The 13,512-nt window shown below is 49.2% G+C and carries 17 protein-coding genes and 1 pseudogene; all 18 read left to right on the top strand.

The window, feature by feature from the left end:
• Positions 1 to 11: 11 nt before the first annotated feature.
• The 18 genes and pseudogenes from rpsI (at position 12) to BQ9859_RS00510 (ending at position 13,463) form a co-directional block, all read left to right on the top strand.
• On the top strand, positions 12 to 416 hold the full coding sequence (gene rpsI / locus BQ9859_RS00605; RefSeq protein ID WP_075876255.1) for a 30S ribosomal protein S9: 405 nt from the start codon (positions 12 to 14) through the stop codon (positions 414 to 416).
• Between the two features lie 443 nt (positions 417 to 859).
• A complete protein-coding gene (locus BQ9859_RS00600) occupies positions 860 to 1,681 on the top strand; it encodes a ParA family protein (protein ID WP_002576359.1) in 822 nt (273 codons plus the stop codon).
• Complete coding sequence (locus BQ9859_RS00595; RefSeq protein ID WP_002576358.1) at positions 1,638 to 2,564, top strand: ParB/RepB/Spo0J family partition protein; 927 nt, start codon at positions 1,638 to 1,640, stop codon at positions 2,562 to 2,564. The genes BQ9859_RS00600 and BQ9859_RS00595 overlap by 44 nt, the downstream gene beginning before the upstream one ends.
• 12 nt (positions 2,565 to 2,576) lie before the next feature.
• Positions 2,577 to 2,852, top strand: coding sequence for a DUF5720 family protein (locus BQ9859_RS00590; RefSeq protein WP_002576357.1), 276 nt, complete (start codon positions 2,577 to 2,579; stop codon positions 2,850 to 2,852).
• 288 nt (positions 2,853 to 3,140) lie between these two features.
• Positions 3,141 to 4,034 carry a DUF6017 domain-containing protein gene (locus BQ9859_RS00580; RefSeq protein WP_002576355.1) on the top strand — a complete coding sequence of 298 codons (894 nt, stop codon included), beginning with the start codon at positions 3,141 to 3,143 and terminating at the stop codon, positions 4,032 to 4,034.
• A gap of 48 nt (positions 4,035 to 4,082) precedes the next feature.
• Entirely contained in the window at positions 4,083 to 4,445 is a 363-nt protein-coding gene (locus BQ9859_RS00575) for a DUF7768 domain-containing protein (protein WP_002576354.1), read from the top strand.
• Positions 4,438 to 4,749 carry a DUF5720 family protein gene (locus BQ9859_RS00570; RefSeq protein ID WP_002576353.1) on the top strand — a complete coding sequence of 104 codons (312 nt, stop codon included), beginning with the start codon at positions 4,438 to 4,440 and terminating at the stop codon, positions 4,747 to 4,749. The genes BQ9859_RS00575 and BQ9859_RS00570 overlap by 8 nt, the downstream gene beginning before the upstream one ends.
• A 101-nt stretch (positions 4,750 to 4,850) precedes the next feature.
• The gene (locus tag BQ9859_RS00565) at positions 4,851 to 5,351 is read left to right on the top strand and encodes a PcfB family protein (RefSeq protein WP_002576352.1); all 501 of its coding nucleotides are present in this window, start codon (positions 4,851 to 4,853) and stop codon (positions 5,349 to 5,351) included.
• 2 nt (positions 5,352 to 5,353) lie between these two features.
• Positions 5,354 to 5,884: pseudogene (locus tag BQ9859_RS00560) on the top strand (type IV secretory system conjugative DNA transfer family protein); the annotation flags it as partial.
• Between the two features lie 71 nt (positions 5,885 to 5,955).
• Positions 5,956 to 8,361 carry a recombinase family protein gene (locus tag BQ9859_RS00555; RefSeq protein WP_075876254.1) on the top strand — a complete coding sequence of 802 codons (2,406 nt, stop codon included), beginning with the start codon at positions 5,956 to 5,958 and terminating at the stop codon, positions 8,359 to 8,361.
• Positions 8,358 to 8,735 (top strand): TnpV protein, encoded by a 378-nt coding sequence (locus BQ9859_RS00550; protein WP_009259728.1) that lies wholly within the window; start codon positions 8,358 to 8,360, stop codon positions 8,733 to 8,735. The genes BQ9859_RS00555 and BQ9859_RS00550 overlap by 4 nt, the downstream gene beginning before the upstream one ends.
• A 14-nt stretch (positions 8,736 to 8,749) precedes the next feature.
• A complete protein-coding gene (locus tag BQ9859_RS00545) occupies positions 8,750 to 9,025 on the top strand; it encodes a DUF6809 family protein (protein WP_009259727.1) in 276 nt (91 codons plus the stop codon).
• 2 nt (positions 9,026 to 9,027) lie between these two features.
• The gene (locus BQ9859_RS12255; protein ID WP_024400483.1) at positions 9,028 to 9,315 is read left to right on the top strand and encodes a hypothetical protein; all 288 of its coding nucleotides are present in this window, start codon (positions 9,028 to 9,030) and stop codon (positions 9,313 to 9,315) included.
• A gap of 93 nt (positions 9,316 to 9,408) precedes the next feature.
• Positions 9,409 to 9,702 (top strand): hypothetical protein, encoded by a 294-nt coding sequence (locus BQ9859_RS00535; protein WP_075876253.1) that lies wholly within the window; start codon positions 9,409 to 9,411, stop codon positions 9,700 to 9,702.
• Positions 9,680 to 9,970: a hypothetical protein gene (locus BQ9859_RS00530; RefSeq protein ID WP_024400485.1), complete on the top strand. Its 291-nt coding sequence runs from the start codon at positions 9,680 to 9,682 to the stop codon at positions 9,968 to 9,970. Before BQ9859_RS00535 ends, BQ9859_RS00530 begins: the two co-directional genes overlap by 23 nt.
• Before the next feature lie 252 nt (positions 9,971 to 10,222).
• Positions 10,223 to 11,482 (top strand): DNA cytosine methyltransferase, encoded by a 1,260-nt coding sequence (locus BQ9859_RS00520; RefSeq protein WP_024400486.1) that lies wholly within the window; start codon positions 10,223 to 10,225, stop codon positions 11,480 to 11,482.
• A 12-nt stretch (positions 11,483 to 11,494) separates the two neighbouring features.
• Positions 11,495 to 12,886 carry a hypothetical protein gene (locus BQ9859_RS00515; RefSeq protein ID WP_024400487.1) on the top strand — a complete coding sequence of 464 codons (1,392 nt, stop codon included), beginning with the start codon at positions 11,495 to 11,497 and terminating at the stop codon, positions 12,884 to 12,886.
• A complete protein-coding gene (locus tag BQ9859_RS00510) occupies positions 12,876 to 13,463 on the top strand; it encodes a hypothetical protein (RefSeq protein ID WP_024400488.1) in 588 nt (195 codons plus the stop codon). The genes BQ9859_RS00515 and BQ9859_RS00510 overlap by 11 nt, the downstream gene beginning before the upstream one ends.
• Positions 13,464 to 13,512: the final 49 nt, after the last annotated feature.

Raw genomic sequence — 13,512 nt, 5'->3', positions numbered from 1 at the left:
GAGGATAAGAGATGGCAACTAAAAAGAATACTGTAACTTACCTTGGCACAGGCCGTCGTAAGACATCCGTTGCTCGTGTCTTCATGACTCCTGGAAAAGGAAGCATCGTTGTAAATGGAAAAACGCTGGAAGAATACTTACCATTGGAAACATTGCGTATGGTCGTTCGTTCACCGTTAGAATTGACAGAAACATTAGATCAATTTGATATCAAAATCAATGTCTATGGTGGTGGTTACACAGGTCAGGCTGGTGCAATGCGCCATGGTATCACACGTGCTTTGATGGAAGCAAGTGCTGACTATCGTCCTGCATTAAAAGCAGCTGGATTCGTAACACGTGACCCTCGTGCTAAAGAACGTAAGAAATATGGCCTCAAGGCTGCCCGTCGCGCTCCGCAGTTCAGCAAGCGCTAAACTTTATCAAAAGTGGTCAAAAACCCCGGAACTACGCGGTTTCCGGGGTTTTTCCTTTTCAAATGGTTTGACGCAATTTGACAGAACGAAGCCTCTTTTAACCCGTTTTCTATGGGTTAAATGGTGGACAACCACCCCAAAAAGAGGGCTTATGGGTTAAAAAATAGGACAACCGAGACGCGATTTTGGGATGCCAAGGGGATGTTTATTTATACATCTCCAAGAGACCTTTTTCGTGAAAACGGTTTGTCTGAATTTGACCTAATTTGAACAAAAGAGAATAAATCTAATCGCCAAGCGCTCAGTATTTTCTACTGGGCGCTTTTTGCGTTTCCGGGGAATTTCATTCCGGGATAAGAAAAGGCCGTCACTTTCAATTTTTGAAGTGGCGGCTTTTTCTATTTCCAGAAGCCATAGAACAATTCAGAAATGAGGTGAAGTCATTGAACACGCAAATCATCGCCATCGCCAACCAGAAAGGCGGCGTTGGCAAGACAACCACCTGCGCGAACCTGGGGATTGGGCTGGCGCAGGCCGGAAAGAAAGTGCTGCTGATCGACGGGGACCCGCAAGGCAGCCTGACCATCAGCCTGGGCCACCCCCAGCCGGACAAGCTGCCCTTTACCCTGTCCGACGCGATGGGCCGTATCCTGATGGACGAGCCGCTGCGCCCCGGCGAGGGTATCCTGCACCACCCGGAGGGCGTTGACCTGATGCCCGCAGACATCCAGCTCTCCGGCATGGAGGTCTCCCTGGTGAACGCCATGAGCCGAGAGACCATCCTGCGGCAGTATCTGGACACGCTCAAGGGACAGTATTCCCATATCCTGATTGACTGCCAGCCATCCCTGGGTATGCTCACGGTCAACGCCCTGGCCGCCGCCAACAGGGTCATAATCCCCGTTCAGGCGGAGTACCTGCCCGCCAAGGGCCTGGAACAGCTGCTCCAGACCGTAAACAAGGTGAAGCGGCAGATCAACCCCAAGCTCCAGATCGACGGCATATTGCTGACGATGGTGGACAACCGCACCAACTTCGCCAAGGAGATTGCCGCCCTGCTGCGGGAGACCTATGGCAGCAAAATCAAGGTGTTCGGCACCGAGATTCCCCATTCTGTCCGGGCAAAGGAGATCAGCGCCGAGGGCAAAAGCATTTTTGCCCATGACCCTAATGGCAAGGTGGCCGAGGGCTATAAGAATCTGACCAAGGAGGTGATAAAACTTGAAAAGCAGCGCGAAAAAAGTAGAGCTGGCTCCATACGATGATTTGTTTTCCACCGAGGAAAGCCGCCAGGATGCCAAGCTGGAGAAGATACAGGAAATTCCGCTGTCTGAGCTGCACCCATTTAAGGGGCATCCCTTCAAAGTCAAGGATGACGAGGCCATGATGGAGACCGCCGACAGCGTTCGGCAGTATGGTGTTCTGGTTCCGGCGATCGCCCGCCCGGACCCGGAGGGCGGCTATGAGCTGGTTGCCGGTCACAGGCGGCACCGGGCCAGTGAGCTGGCCGAGAAAGAAACCATGCCTGTCATTGTCCGAGACCTGGACGATGATGCTGCCACTATCATCATGGTGGACAGCAACTTACAACGTGAAAGCCTGCTCCCCAGCGAAAGGGCCTTTGCTTACAAGATGAAGCTGGAGGCTATGAAACACCAAGGCGCACGGGGGGACTTAACTTCGTCCCAACTTGGGACGAAGTTGCGTGCAGATGAATTGTTGGCGCAGCAGGCTGGTTCGAGTAGGAACCAGGTGCAGCGCTATATCCGCCTGACGGAGCTGATTCCCGAACTGCTGGATATGGTCGATGAAAAGAAAATCGCCCTCAATCCGGCTTATGAGCTGTCCTTTCTCAAAAAAGAAGAACAGCGGGATTTGCTGGACGCGATGGACAGCGAACAGGCTACCCCCTCTCTCTCCCAGGCTCAGCGACTCAAGAAATACAGCCAGGAGGGACATCTGACCCTCGATATGATGCGCGTCATCATGGGTGAGGAAAAGAAAAGTGATCTCGACAAAGTGACTTTCACCTCCGACACCCTGCGGAAGTATTTCCCCAAAAGCTATACGCCCCAGCGGATGCAGGAAACCATTATCAAACTGCTGGAGGCGTGGCAGAAGAAGCGCCAGAGAGACCAGGAACGATGAAAGGAGCCGCCTATGAGGGATATTTCAGCCCGTGAGCTGAAAGGACACAATATCTTGGCCGTAGAGCGTTTTCAGGACAGCACCCGCTGGATGATCGAGTTTTCCGTTCAGCGCCCTTGTTCCTACGGCTGCCCCGGCGATGATATGCGGCTGTTTCTTACGGAGGACGGGTATCAGGCCGCCCTCGTAAGCCAGAAGCGTCGGGAAATCAAAATCAAGCGGTATGCCCGTGTGATCGAGGGCCATGTGCTCGACTTCAAACCGGACAAGCGCCGCCGCCACCCGTAAACTCATTATCACTACGAAAGGAAAGGAATGAATATGTGTACTGTCCAGAGCATCAAAGATGCCATCCGGGAAAGTTGCCAGTCCCAGTATGATATGGAATCCACCGACATTGACCGGGTTTTGCAGACCCTCCCGTTTTCGGAGCATGAGCCGATGTTCAGTCATCCGCCGAAGTACAAGCGTCCTTACCGGCCCTGGCAGAACAACAAAAACAGCTGAAAGCCACAGTCTTTTTCACGAAGGATTGTGGCTTTTTTCATGCCCTAAAATTAGAAAGGAGTGAAGTCAATGGCCGTTTTTCGCATTGAACGGACCAAAGATTATACCGTGATGAGCAATCATCACCTGCGGAACCACGAACTATCCCTCAAGGCAAAGGGGCTTCTTTCCATGATGTTATCCCTGCCTGATGACTGGAACTATACTACCCGTGGACTTGCGAAAATCTGCAAGGAGGGCGTTGATGCCATCGGCAGTGCGCTGCGGGAGTTGGAAACCGCCGGTTACATCGTGCGGAACCAGCTGCGGGACCAACAAGGCCGGATCAGCGACACCGAGTATGTGATTTATGAGAAACCCCAGCCCAGGCAGCCAGAAACGCCAAGGCCGGATACGGCTGTACCAGATACGGCTTCACCAGATACGGAAAACCCGTATCTGGATAAACCGGATACGGAAAAGCCCGCAGAATTAAATATAGAGAAACCAAATACTCAAAAACAAAATACTCATGGAGCAAGTACCGATTCCATTCCCTTCCGGGAAACAGCGGCAGCACAGCTGCCGGAACGGAAAGGAAGGGATGCGATGTCTGTCTCAGAGATAGAAAATTATCGGGAATTGATTCTGGAGAACATCGAGTATGACTATCTGTGCAGAGAGTTTTCGACCTACCGTGAGGACCTGGACGAGATTGTGGAGCTGATGGTGGAGACCGTTTGTGCCAAACGTAAAACCACTCGGATCGCTGGCAGCGACTTTCCCCATGAAGTCGTGCGCTCCCGGTTCTTGAAGCTGGATAGCGAGCATATCCGATTTGTCATGGACGGTATGCAGAAAAACACCACGGAGGTCCGCAATATGAAACAGTATTTGCTTGCAGTGCTGTTCAACGCGCCCACCACGATCAGCAATCACTACACCGTACAAGTCAATCACGATATGAACACAGGCGGCTGGTAAACAGCCGCTTTTCTGTTGCCCGGCAATACCGGGAGAAAGGATTTTGCCATGAAACGACCTCTTGCCTACATTACGGCTCCCTGGAGCAACAACCAGTATGAGAACGCCGAGAACGCTGCCACCTACTGCCGCCAGGTGTACGACGCCGGGTATTCGCCCATCTGCCCGGTTCTGTTCTTGTCCACCTTCCTCAAGGACGAGATTCCCCAGGAACACAAGGACGGGCTGGATATGGCGCGAGACTATCTGCGCCGGTCCCATGTGCTGGTGGTCTGCGGCCACGGCATCGACGAGACCGTGAAGAATGACATCGCCACCGCTGAGCGCCTGCGGATCACCGCTACCACCCTGGACGGTATCCTGACTGTGAAAGGCCAGGGACGCGGGAAAGGAGGTGCGCGCCATGCCTGAGCGTAAGACCGTGGGCCAGCTGATGGAGGAAATGCGGCTCAAGGCCGGGGCGCAGAACTACCACGGCCATGAGTACATGGATTTGGAGCGGTTTGCCGAGGACACCCGGCACATGATTATCTTCGATGTGCTGACCCACGATTCGCCGGTGGGCTGGAAAGGCGAACGGACCCGCCTGTTTCTGACGGAGGCCGGATACCAGAAAAGCCTGGAGAACCAGGAAAAGGGCCACATCAAGATTCTCAGCCATGCCAAGGTGCGCCAGGGACATCTGTACTATGACCGCTCCGATCAGCTGCGTTGAAAGGAGCCTGCCATGATGAAATACCTGCTGCGGCGGCTGGTGGTCCCGCCTTAGTATCAAGCGCCACCCCTGCAAAATCCGTGGAAAGGAGGCGATGACCTATGCAGGAGGAAGTGGAAAACAGGACTTTGACGCTGGTAGTCAGCGGAACAAAGTTTACCGGGCGGCTGTTTAAGGCCGCCATCACCAAGTACCTTGCCCACCGCAAGGAAAAGAAGCTGCAAAAGCAGAAAAGCCGGGATACCCCCGTGATTCCCCACGGCAAACAGACGGTGAAGCAGCTGATCGGCCAGAATCAGGGCGTTTCCAACATCGAGATCACCGACCCCTCCATCAAGGAGTTTGAAAAGATCGCCCGGAAATACGGCGTTGACTATGCGGTGAAGAAGGACCGCAGCAGCTCCCCGCCCAAGTACCTGATCTTTTTCAAAGGCCGCGATGCGGATGCCCTGACCGCTGCCTTTACCGAGTACACCGGCAAGAAGGTCAGAAAGGCGCAGAAAACAGAGCGTCCGTCCGTGCTGGCAAAGCTGAGCCAGTTCAAAGAGCTGGTGAAACACGCCGTTGTGGACCGGAACAAGCGGAAGGAGCTGGAACGATGAAGATGAAAAAGCAACTTGACATCAAAAAGCTCCTTTTGCTGAATATGCCCTATATCCTGATGGGGCTGTTCGCAACCAACTTCGGTGAAGGATGGCGGATGGCCGTGGGTGCGGACGCTTCGGCAAAAATGCTTTCGTTCTTCTCCACGCTGCCGGTGGCGCTGGCCAGCTGGTGGCCCAGCCTGCACCCTTTGGACCTGCTGGTGGGGCTGTGCTGCGGCGCTGGCCTGCGATTGGCCGTGTATCTCAAAAGCAAGAACGCCAAGAAGTACCGGCACGGTATGGAGTATGGCAGCGCCCGCTGGGGCACCCATGAGGACATCGCACCCTACATCGACCCGGTGTTCCAGAACAATGTGATTCTGACTAAAACCGAGAGCCTGACCATGAACAGCCGCCCCAAGGACCCCAAGACCGCCAGAAACAAAAATGTGCTGGTGATCGGTGGCTCCGGTTCCGGCAAGACCCGCTTCTGGCTGAAACCGAACCTGATGCAGATGCACAGCTCCTATGTGGTGACAGACCCAAAGGGCTATACTTGGAGAGGATAGAGAAAGGGTGCGTCACACGAGATAAAAGTACATAAGGAAGGGAGGTTAAAACCGTGGCAAAAAAAGAAGAAATAAAAATCACAGCGTTGTATGAGCGACTGTCCAGAGATGATGAACAGGTCGGAGAATCCAACAGTATCCAGAATCAGAAAATGTACCTTGAGGAATATGCCCGTCAGCATGGTATGAGAAATATCCGGCATTTTTCGGACGATGGATACAGTGGCACGAACTTCAATCGTCCCGGCTTTAACGCCCTTCTGGAAGAAATAGAAGCAGGTCATGTGGCTGTCCTGATCGTAAAGGATTTAAGTCGTTTTGGCAGAAACTACCTGCAAGTCGGCTACTATACCGAGGTTGTTTTCCCGAAAAAGGGTATCCGGTTTATCGCCATCAACAACAGCGTGGACAGCGCAAACCCCTCAGATAATGACCTTACCCCATTTTTGAACATCATGAACGAGTGGTATGCGAAAGATACCAGCAATAAAATCAAAGCGGTATTCAAAGCCCGGATGAAAAACGGCATGAGGTGCAGCGGCTCTATCCCCTATGGATACAAGCGTACCAAAGAGGACAAGCAGCAGCTGCTTGTGGATGAACCGGCTGCCGAGGTTGTCAGGAAAATCTTCCGTCTGGCGTGTCAGGGCATTGGAGTGACTGCCATTGCCGAAATGCTGTCAGCGGAAAAGATACTGATACCGTCTGCTCATGCCGCCAGGTATTTTCCTGAAAATTGCAGACATAGCGAGGTTGCAGACCCCTACCGCTGGAGTGCAACCACCGTAGGGTACATTCTGGACAGGCAGGAATATCTGGGACATACCGTGCTGGGCAAATCCATCTGCGAGAATTTCAAAACGAAGCAGCGCAGAGCCGCCACAGCCGATGAACTGATGATTTTCCCCGATACCCATGAAGCCATCATTGAACAGGACACATGGGATATTGCCCATAAACTGCGGTTGCAGAAGCGTCCGAAAGCAGCCAACGGAACCTATACCCACCGTCTGTCCGGTTTGATTTACTGTGCAGACTGCGGTGCAAGGATGAATTTTTGCAGCCCGGACAGGGTGAAAAGCGGGAAACGGTTTGATTCAGATTCAGCTTTTCAGTGCGGGAATTATCGGAATACTGCCGGTCAATGTGTATCCCATTTTGTCAAAACATCGGTTCTGGAAGCGGTAATTTTACAGGCAATTCAAGCGGTCAGCAAATATGCCCTTGAAAATGAAGCCGAGTTTGTTGCCCAGCTCAAAAGCATCTGGAATGAAAACCAGAGCAAGAACACAGACAGCGGACAGCGGGAACTGGAAGAAGCCAGAAAGCGCATGGCAGAGCTGGACACCATGATTCAAAACCTGTACGAAAGCTCCGTGAAAGGTGTACTGCCGGAACGACAGGCGCAGCGCATGATCCAGCAGTACGATGAAGAACAAATCCTTCTGGAACGGCGGGTACAGGAGCTGGAAAGCCAGATTCAGCAGGAAACTGTGAAGAAAGCGGACACTGAGCGTTTTCTGGCACTTGTCAGAAAATACCGTGACTGCGCAGAATTGACCGATGCCATGCTCTACTCTTTCATCGACCGGGTGGAAGTTCACGAAGCAACTGGTGGGCGCACCATCTACCGCCAGCAGAACATCGACATCCACTTTAATTTCATCGGCAGCTACTACCCGCCTGTTGAAACTGTGTCCGAGGAAGAACGGATTGCCGCCATAGATGCGGAGCAAAAACAGAAAAAGCAGGAAAAAGGCAGACGAGCCAATGAACGCAGGAAACAGAAAATAGAAGCCCTGCGACTGGCAGCAGAAGCCGGTGATCCGGAAGCGATTGCCCAATATGAGCAGCATTTGAGCAAACTGCGGGAGCGAAACCAGAAGTACCGCCAGAAGGTTCGGGAAGCCAGAGAAGCTGACCCGGAATATCTCCGGCAGTTGGGTGAAAAGGAGCGTATCCGTCAGGAAAAGCTGCTGGAAGCCGAGCGTAAGCGTATAGAACGAGCTACCCGGAAAAAGAAACTGTCACGAGCAGAGCTGAAAGAAAAAGCCAAAACTGACCCGGAAGCAGCCGAGCAATGGGCGGCAATGAAAGCCAAAGAAGCCGAAGCCAGACGGCGCAAAAAGGAGCGTGAAGAAGCCCGGATAGCGTCAGACCCGGAGTATGCGGCTATGATGGCAGAGCGTAAGGCTGAATATACCCGCACACGGACAGCCAAACGCAAGGCTGAACACGATGCACTGGTTGAGCTTGCCAGGACTGATCCGGAAGCTGCCCGGCAGTTGGCTGAAAAGCGGAAATACCAGAGCGAAGCAACCACAAAATCCCGTCAGAAAATGAAAGCGGCGGCAGATGCCGGTGATCCCGATGCAATCAGGCGTTATGAAGCCTACCTTGCCAAACGCAGGGAGGATTATCATAAAAAGAACCAAAGTAAGGAGGAAATTTCAGCATGAAAGAGTTAAAACCGAGAATCCACGAAAACGGCATGGACTATGTGCTGGTGGGCGATTACTATGTGCCGGATTTGAAGCTGCCGGAGGAACACCGCCCCATTGGTCACTGGGGACGGCTGCACCAGTCCTATCTGAAACAGTTTCGCCCGATGGTTTACAGTGACCTGCTTTTGTCCGGCAAGCTCCACACTGTCCTTGCCGATCTGAACGAACAGGCAACTGACAGGCTAAACTTGATTATCCGTCAGATGGCAGAATCCGAGGGCGTGACCGAAGCCATGAAAGCTGAAAATCAGATGTTGTGGGTGCAGTCCATGAACTCCATCCGCAGCCGGGCTGAGGAAATCATCAAGGCAGAGTTAATCTACTGCTGAAGGGAGGTGGTGTCATGATTTTGGAAGAAATGTACAGCGGGAGGTTTTATCCATGTGAAACGGTTGTCCCTACATCGGAAGTATACCGCAAGGCGGTCAAAGCCTGTGAGAAACTGATGGAGCAGCTGTCCCAGCGGCTCAGCAAAGAGGACTATGAGCTGGTGAAAGAACTCCGGGCGCAGACAGCAATCGCCCAATGTGAAGAAAGCGAAAGCCACTTCAAATACGGCTTTTCCGCTGGGCTGATTGTTCAGCATGAAGCCTATGAACAGGTCAATGGGGAGAAATAGCCATGTTTCTGATAAAGCTGTTGGCATTGCCGCTAATAATAGCTGTGACCCTGATTCAATGGGTGGCAATCTTTCTGACTTCCTTTTCTGCTATCCTTTTTGACCTGCTGGCAGGAATAATCTTCATGATTACACTTGCCGGGCTGATGTTTGGAGTGTGTACCGGCATGGAAGCATTGAAAATGCTGGCAGTCAGCTTTGCAATCTTCATCATCCCCCAGATAGCGGAATGGTTGATTGAAAGAATTGTAGACATAAACTACGGACTGCGTGATTTTATCAAGTCCTGACCCGACAATTTCATATCGTTCACAAAGCGACAGGTATTCCTATGGGAACTATCTGCCGCTTTTATTTTTATCAACTTCAAGGAGGACTATTTTATGAAAATGAGCATTGGTGAAAAGAAAATCCTGTTTGTCTTTGGCTGCCCCAACCGTGAAGCAACGATGGATCGTCTGTATCAGGTGGCAGACCTGATTCCCGACCCTGCCGGAAAGAAAGTCGTGGAAGCTCTGGCTGACAAGCTGGACAACGAGGGCGTAGAAAAGTGGTATCGCTGCTTCTTCTACAATATGAAGCTGGAGATGGAAGCCTATTACCGGCACAAGGCTATTTTGAATCGCATCGTGGGCGGCAGCATGGAGGTTGACAATGACGAGATTGACGAAGATTGAGAAAGAAACCATCATCCTGTTCAACGAGGGAGAAAGCACTGCCAGCATCTACACCTACAATGTCGGGCTGAAAAAACGGCTGGCAGCGTTCAGCAAAAAGTATCCTGATCTGTGCTGTTTGGAAAAGCCGGAGCATCTGGGCGGCGTGTCCTATCTGATCGACAAGTCCCGGCTGTCCATCCGCTTGCAGCCGCCATACAGCGAGGAGCGCAGGCAGAAAGCCAGTCAGTACGCCCGGCAAAATGGTTTCAACGGCAAGACAAAGTAATGCATTGATAAGGGGCGATTTGCGGTCAGAATGTCGGGTCTGCATCCGATGTTCTGACCGCAATATATGTGGGGGTAATGCCAGTAAAGCGATTTGAACTTCTTGTTCCAAAACGCTTGTTCGATTTGCGTATATTGAAAATGTGTCCATATAAGTCCATCGTTGTCCGCTGTTTTCCCTCATTTTATTGACATTCGGGGGTTCGTATATTAGAATATATAATAGCGAAAAACAGAGTGGAGGAATTAACCTATGGATACGGAACTGTTAACTGTTTCTCAAACAGCTCAATATCTACAGCTTTCTGAAAAAACTATACGACGAATGATTGGAAATGGTAGTTTGCCAGCTTCAAAACTTGGCAATCGTACTTGGCGGATTCGTGCGTGTGATGTTGATGAATATGTGTCTAACTCTTGTCAAAACAAACCCGCATACAGCATAACAAATCTTCCAGAACTGGAACTGGAAACCCCGGAGCATCCTCGCCTGATCTCCCTGTTTTCAGGTTGTGGTGGAATGGATTTAGGGTTCAAAAAAGCAGGATTTGACATTGTGTTTGCAAATGACTTTGATGCAGATGCTCAAGCAATATACTCGCTCAACTTAGGCGAAATAGATAAGCGGGATATATTATCGGTTGGTGAAGATGAAATTCCAGATGGAGATATTTTAACCGCTGGTTTTCCGTGCCAGCCTTTTTCTAATGCAGGTAATCGGAAAGGTGTCCACGACTCTCGTGGTATGCTATACAAAGAGTGTCTGCGTATAATTCAAAAAAAGATGCCGAAAGTAATTGTCTTTGAAAATGTTAAAGGTTTGCTTTCGACAAAGTATATTGATGGACGCAATTTAGCAGAAGTCATTGTTGAAGATTTGTCTACCATGAATGGCGTGGGATATAATGTCGTGCATCAGCTTGTAAATGCATCGGATTATGGTGTCCCTCAAAACCGTCAACGAGTTTTGTTTGTGGGTGTCCGCAAAGACTTGGGCATTACCTTTGAATTTCCCAAAAAGCAAACTAAAGAAAATCTGACGCTGCGTCACATTTTAGATGTGCCGCCGGAAGTAGCCAACAATGTGGATTGGGCACTTTCGCCGCAAGCACTGGACATGATTAGATTTATTCCCGAAGGTGGCTCGTGGAAAGATGTTCCATATGAACATTTAGCTCCTCGTTTCCAAAGAATCCGAGATAACATGAAAAAGTACCATTCGCCCAACTTTTACCGTCGTTTTTCAAGAGATGAGATTTGTGGAACTATGACAGCATCTGCTCAGCCGGAGAACTGTGGCATTATACATCCTACTGAAAACAGAAGGTTTACTGTACGAGAAGTTGCCCGCATTCAGACTTTCCCCGATGATTTTAACTTCTTAACAGATACAGCACGAAACATTACAGCAATGTATAAAGTCATAGGAAATGCTGTGCCGGTTATGTTGGCATACAATATCGCTTCGGCAATAATGGAGCAAGTATTTAAGAAAAACACAAGTGAAAAGTAAGGGGATAAGAGAATGGATACAGATAAAGCATATCTATTGGGGTTAATCATAGGTGGAGGTGTATTTGGAAACGCAGAAGATGTTTTCAGCATTCGCCTGCCATATAAAAAATGGGGTTCATATCTTGAAAATCCACAGCGTGCTGGAGAAATTGCAGGAGATATTCTACGCAAAGTAGGGCAAATGTTTCGGGCTGTCTATGACCTTTCTGTTCAATATGAAACCACTCCCGGAGGGACTTGGACAATTCTTTGCGAAGGCGATACAACAGCGGTAAAAAATGACCTTATGCATTATGGCATTGTGTGTGAAGGCGAGCTTCGTGGAAGTGCCGATATAAGCCAGGTTGTATTAGAATTAGTTGATGATAATCTTAAACGCCGCTTTATTGCTGGATTAGCTGATACAATCGGAAGTATGGCAAAATCACAGCGCCGTTTTACCGATGAGCATCAAATTATTTCTTTTGAAATCAAGGGCTACAACTTTAAGTTCGTATGTGATTTGTGTCGACTGTTGTACAGCATAAATTGTATTCCCGATCAGGTAAACTGGAATCATCCAAATATCCATTGCACAAACGATTCATACTACGCTCAATGGAACAAAGGCTTTAAGCTGCGAATTTTATTGGATCAATATGCTCAGTTTGGTGCATTTGCGTTTAGAACTAAAGCAGAAACATCAAATGAAAATCGTAGATTACAAAGGGAAACTCATGCTGCGGAAAGATGTGAAACGAGGGATATGCATTTCACTCCGTCCACAGTGCATCCAGCTGAAAATGATACTCGTTTGCCAGAACTGATTAGGGGTGGGCATTACATTCATTTCAGACATTTTTGTACGGTAATGGGCTGTGAACACGCTCCATACTGTAAAATCAGGGAACAGTTTGAGCATATTGGGGAACTGATTAACCCGTTCCCGATTTTGCATAAGGATAGCTACATTCAGATTGAGGAGATTATTCAAGCAGATCCCCTACTGTCGGGACGGGAATACACTTCTCTTAATGTAAATATTGGAACCCTGATAGACCAGTACAAGGAAGATAAAACAGCTTTGTTATATGGCACTACTGCTAATACTGGTTATCCAATAGCCGAAATTCTCCAAGCGGTTGCCTATGTCATTGCAAACGATGACGAACTCTCTGGCAAGCGTCCAAAAGGATATTTTCAAATTGTTGAACGCCATTCACATGATGACGCAGATTTATCGGTTGAAATAAGAAAGCCTGATCTTCTCACACCATTGGTTATTGTAGGAAACGGTCGTGGTGCTTTAATTGGTGCTCGGAATCCTAATGTTTACAAACGCTTGGTAACAAATTCGCCGGACAATGAATATAAATTGCTCGTTCGTCAAATTACTGAGGAGGACTTACGAGATGCCCGGTAAACGCAGCCGAAATGAAGTTTCGTATTATCCAGAAATCCAAACTTTTATAGAAGCTCAGCTTAAAAGTAATTTCAGAGCGAAACGCCACAAAGAACTCAGTGTTTTTTGGGGTATCGGCGAACTGAAAACCAATTTGCAAAGAATTATTTCCGAACATCCAGATAAATGTACCTGCGTTAAAAATTTTGCGAATCGAGTGCCCCCGCTAAACCTTGATATTTTTGCTTTGATTACTGATGGAACGCAATTTGAGATTTTAATCCTTGAAGTCAAGCTGATGAACAGTGCAGGGCTTAAAGAATGGTCACAACTTGTTGGATACTGCTTGGTTTCAGGCGCAAAATATGGTTTGCTGGTTAATATTGATAATGGGGCAAGTCCACGCTTAGCGCATATTCTTTCTACTGAAACCCATATTTCTGATATTCAGACCATAGTTGACGGAGAGAGTCATGAACATTGTCTTGGATTTATGCAGTGGGATAGTCTAACGCAGAATTTTGAATATAGTAATCTGGGGCTAATCAAGTCATTGTCCGAGTTAAGCAATCATTTAGCGGATGAATTTTCATCTTAAAAACATAAAAATAGTGACCAAGCCAAAGGCGATCAACCGTAAAAAGTTG

Source organism: Merdibacter massiliensis (assembly GCF_900155395.1).
In the GTDB taxonomy this organism is placed as follows: domain Bacteria; phylum Bacillota_I; class Bacilli_A; order Erysipelotrichales; family Erysipelotrichaceae; genus Merdibacter; species Merdibacter massiliensis.
The sequence above is the reverse complement of the archived record's forward strand: the minus strand, read 5'-3'. Positions and strand labels throughout refer to the sequence as shown.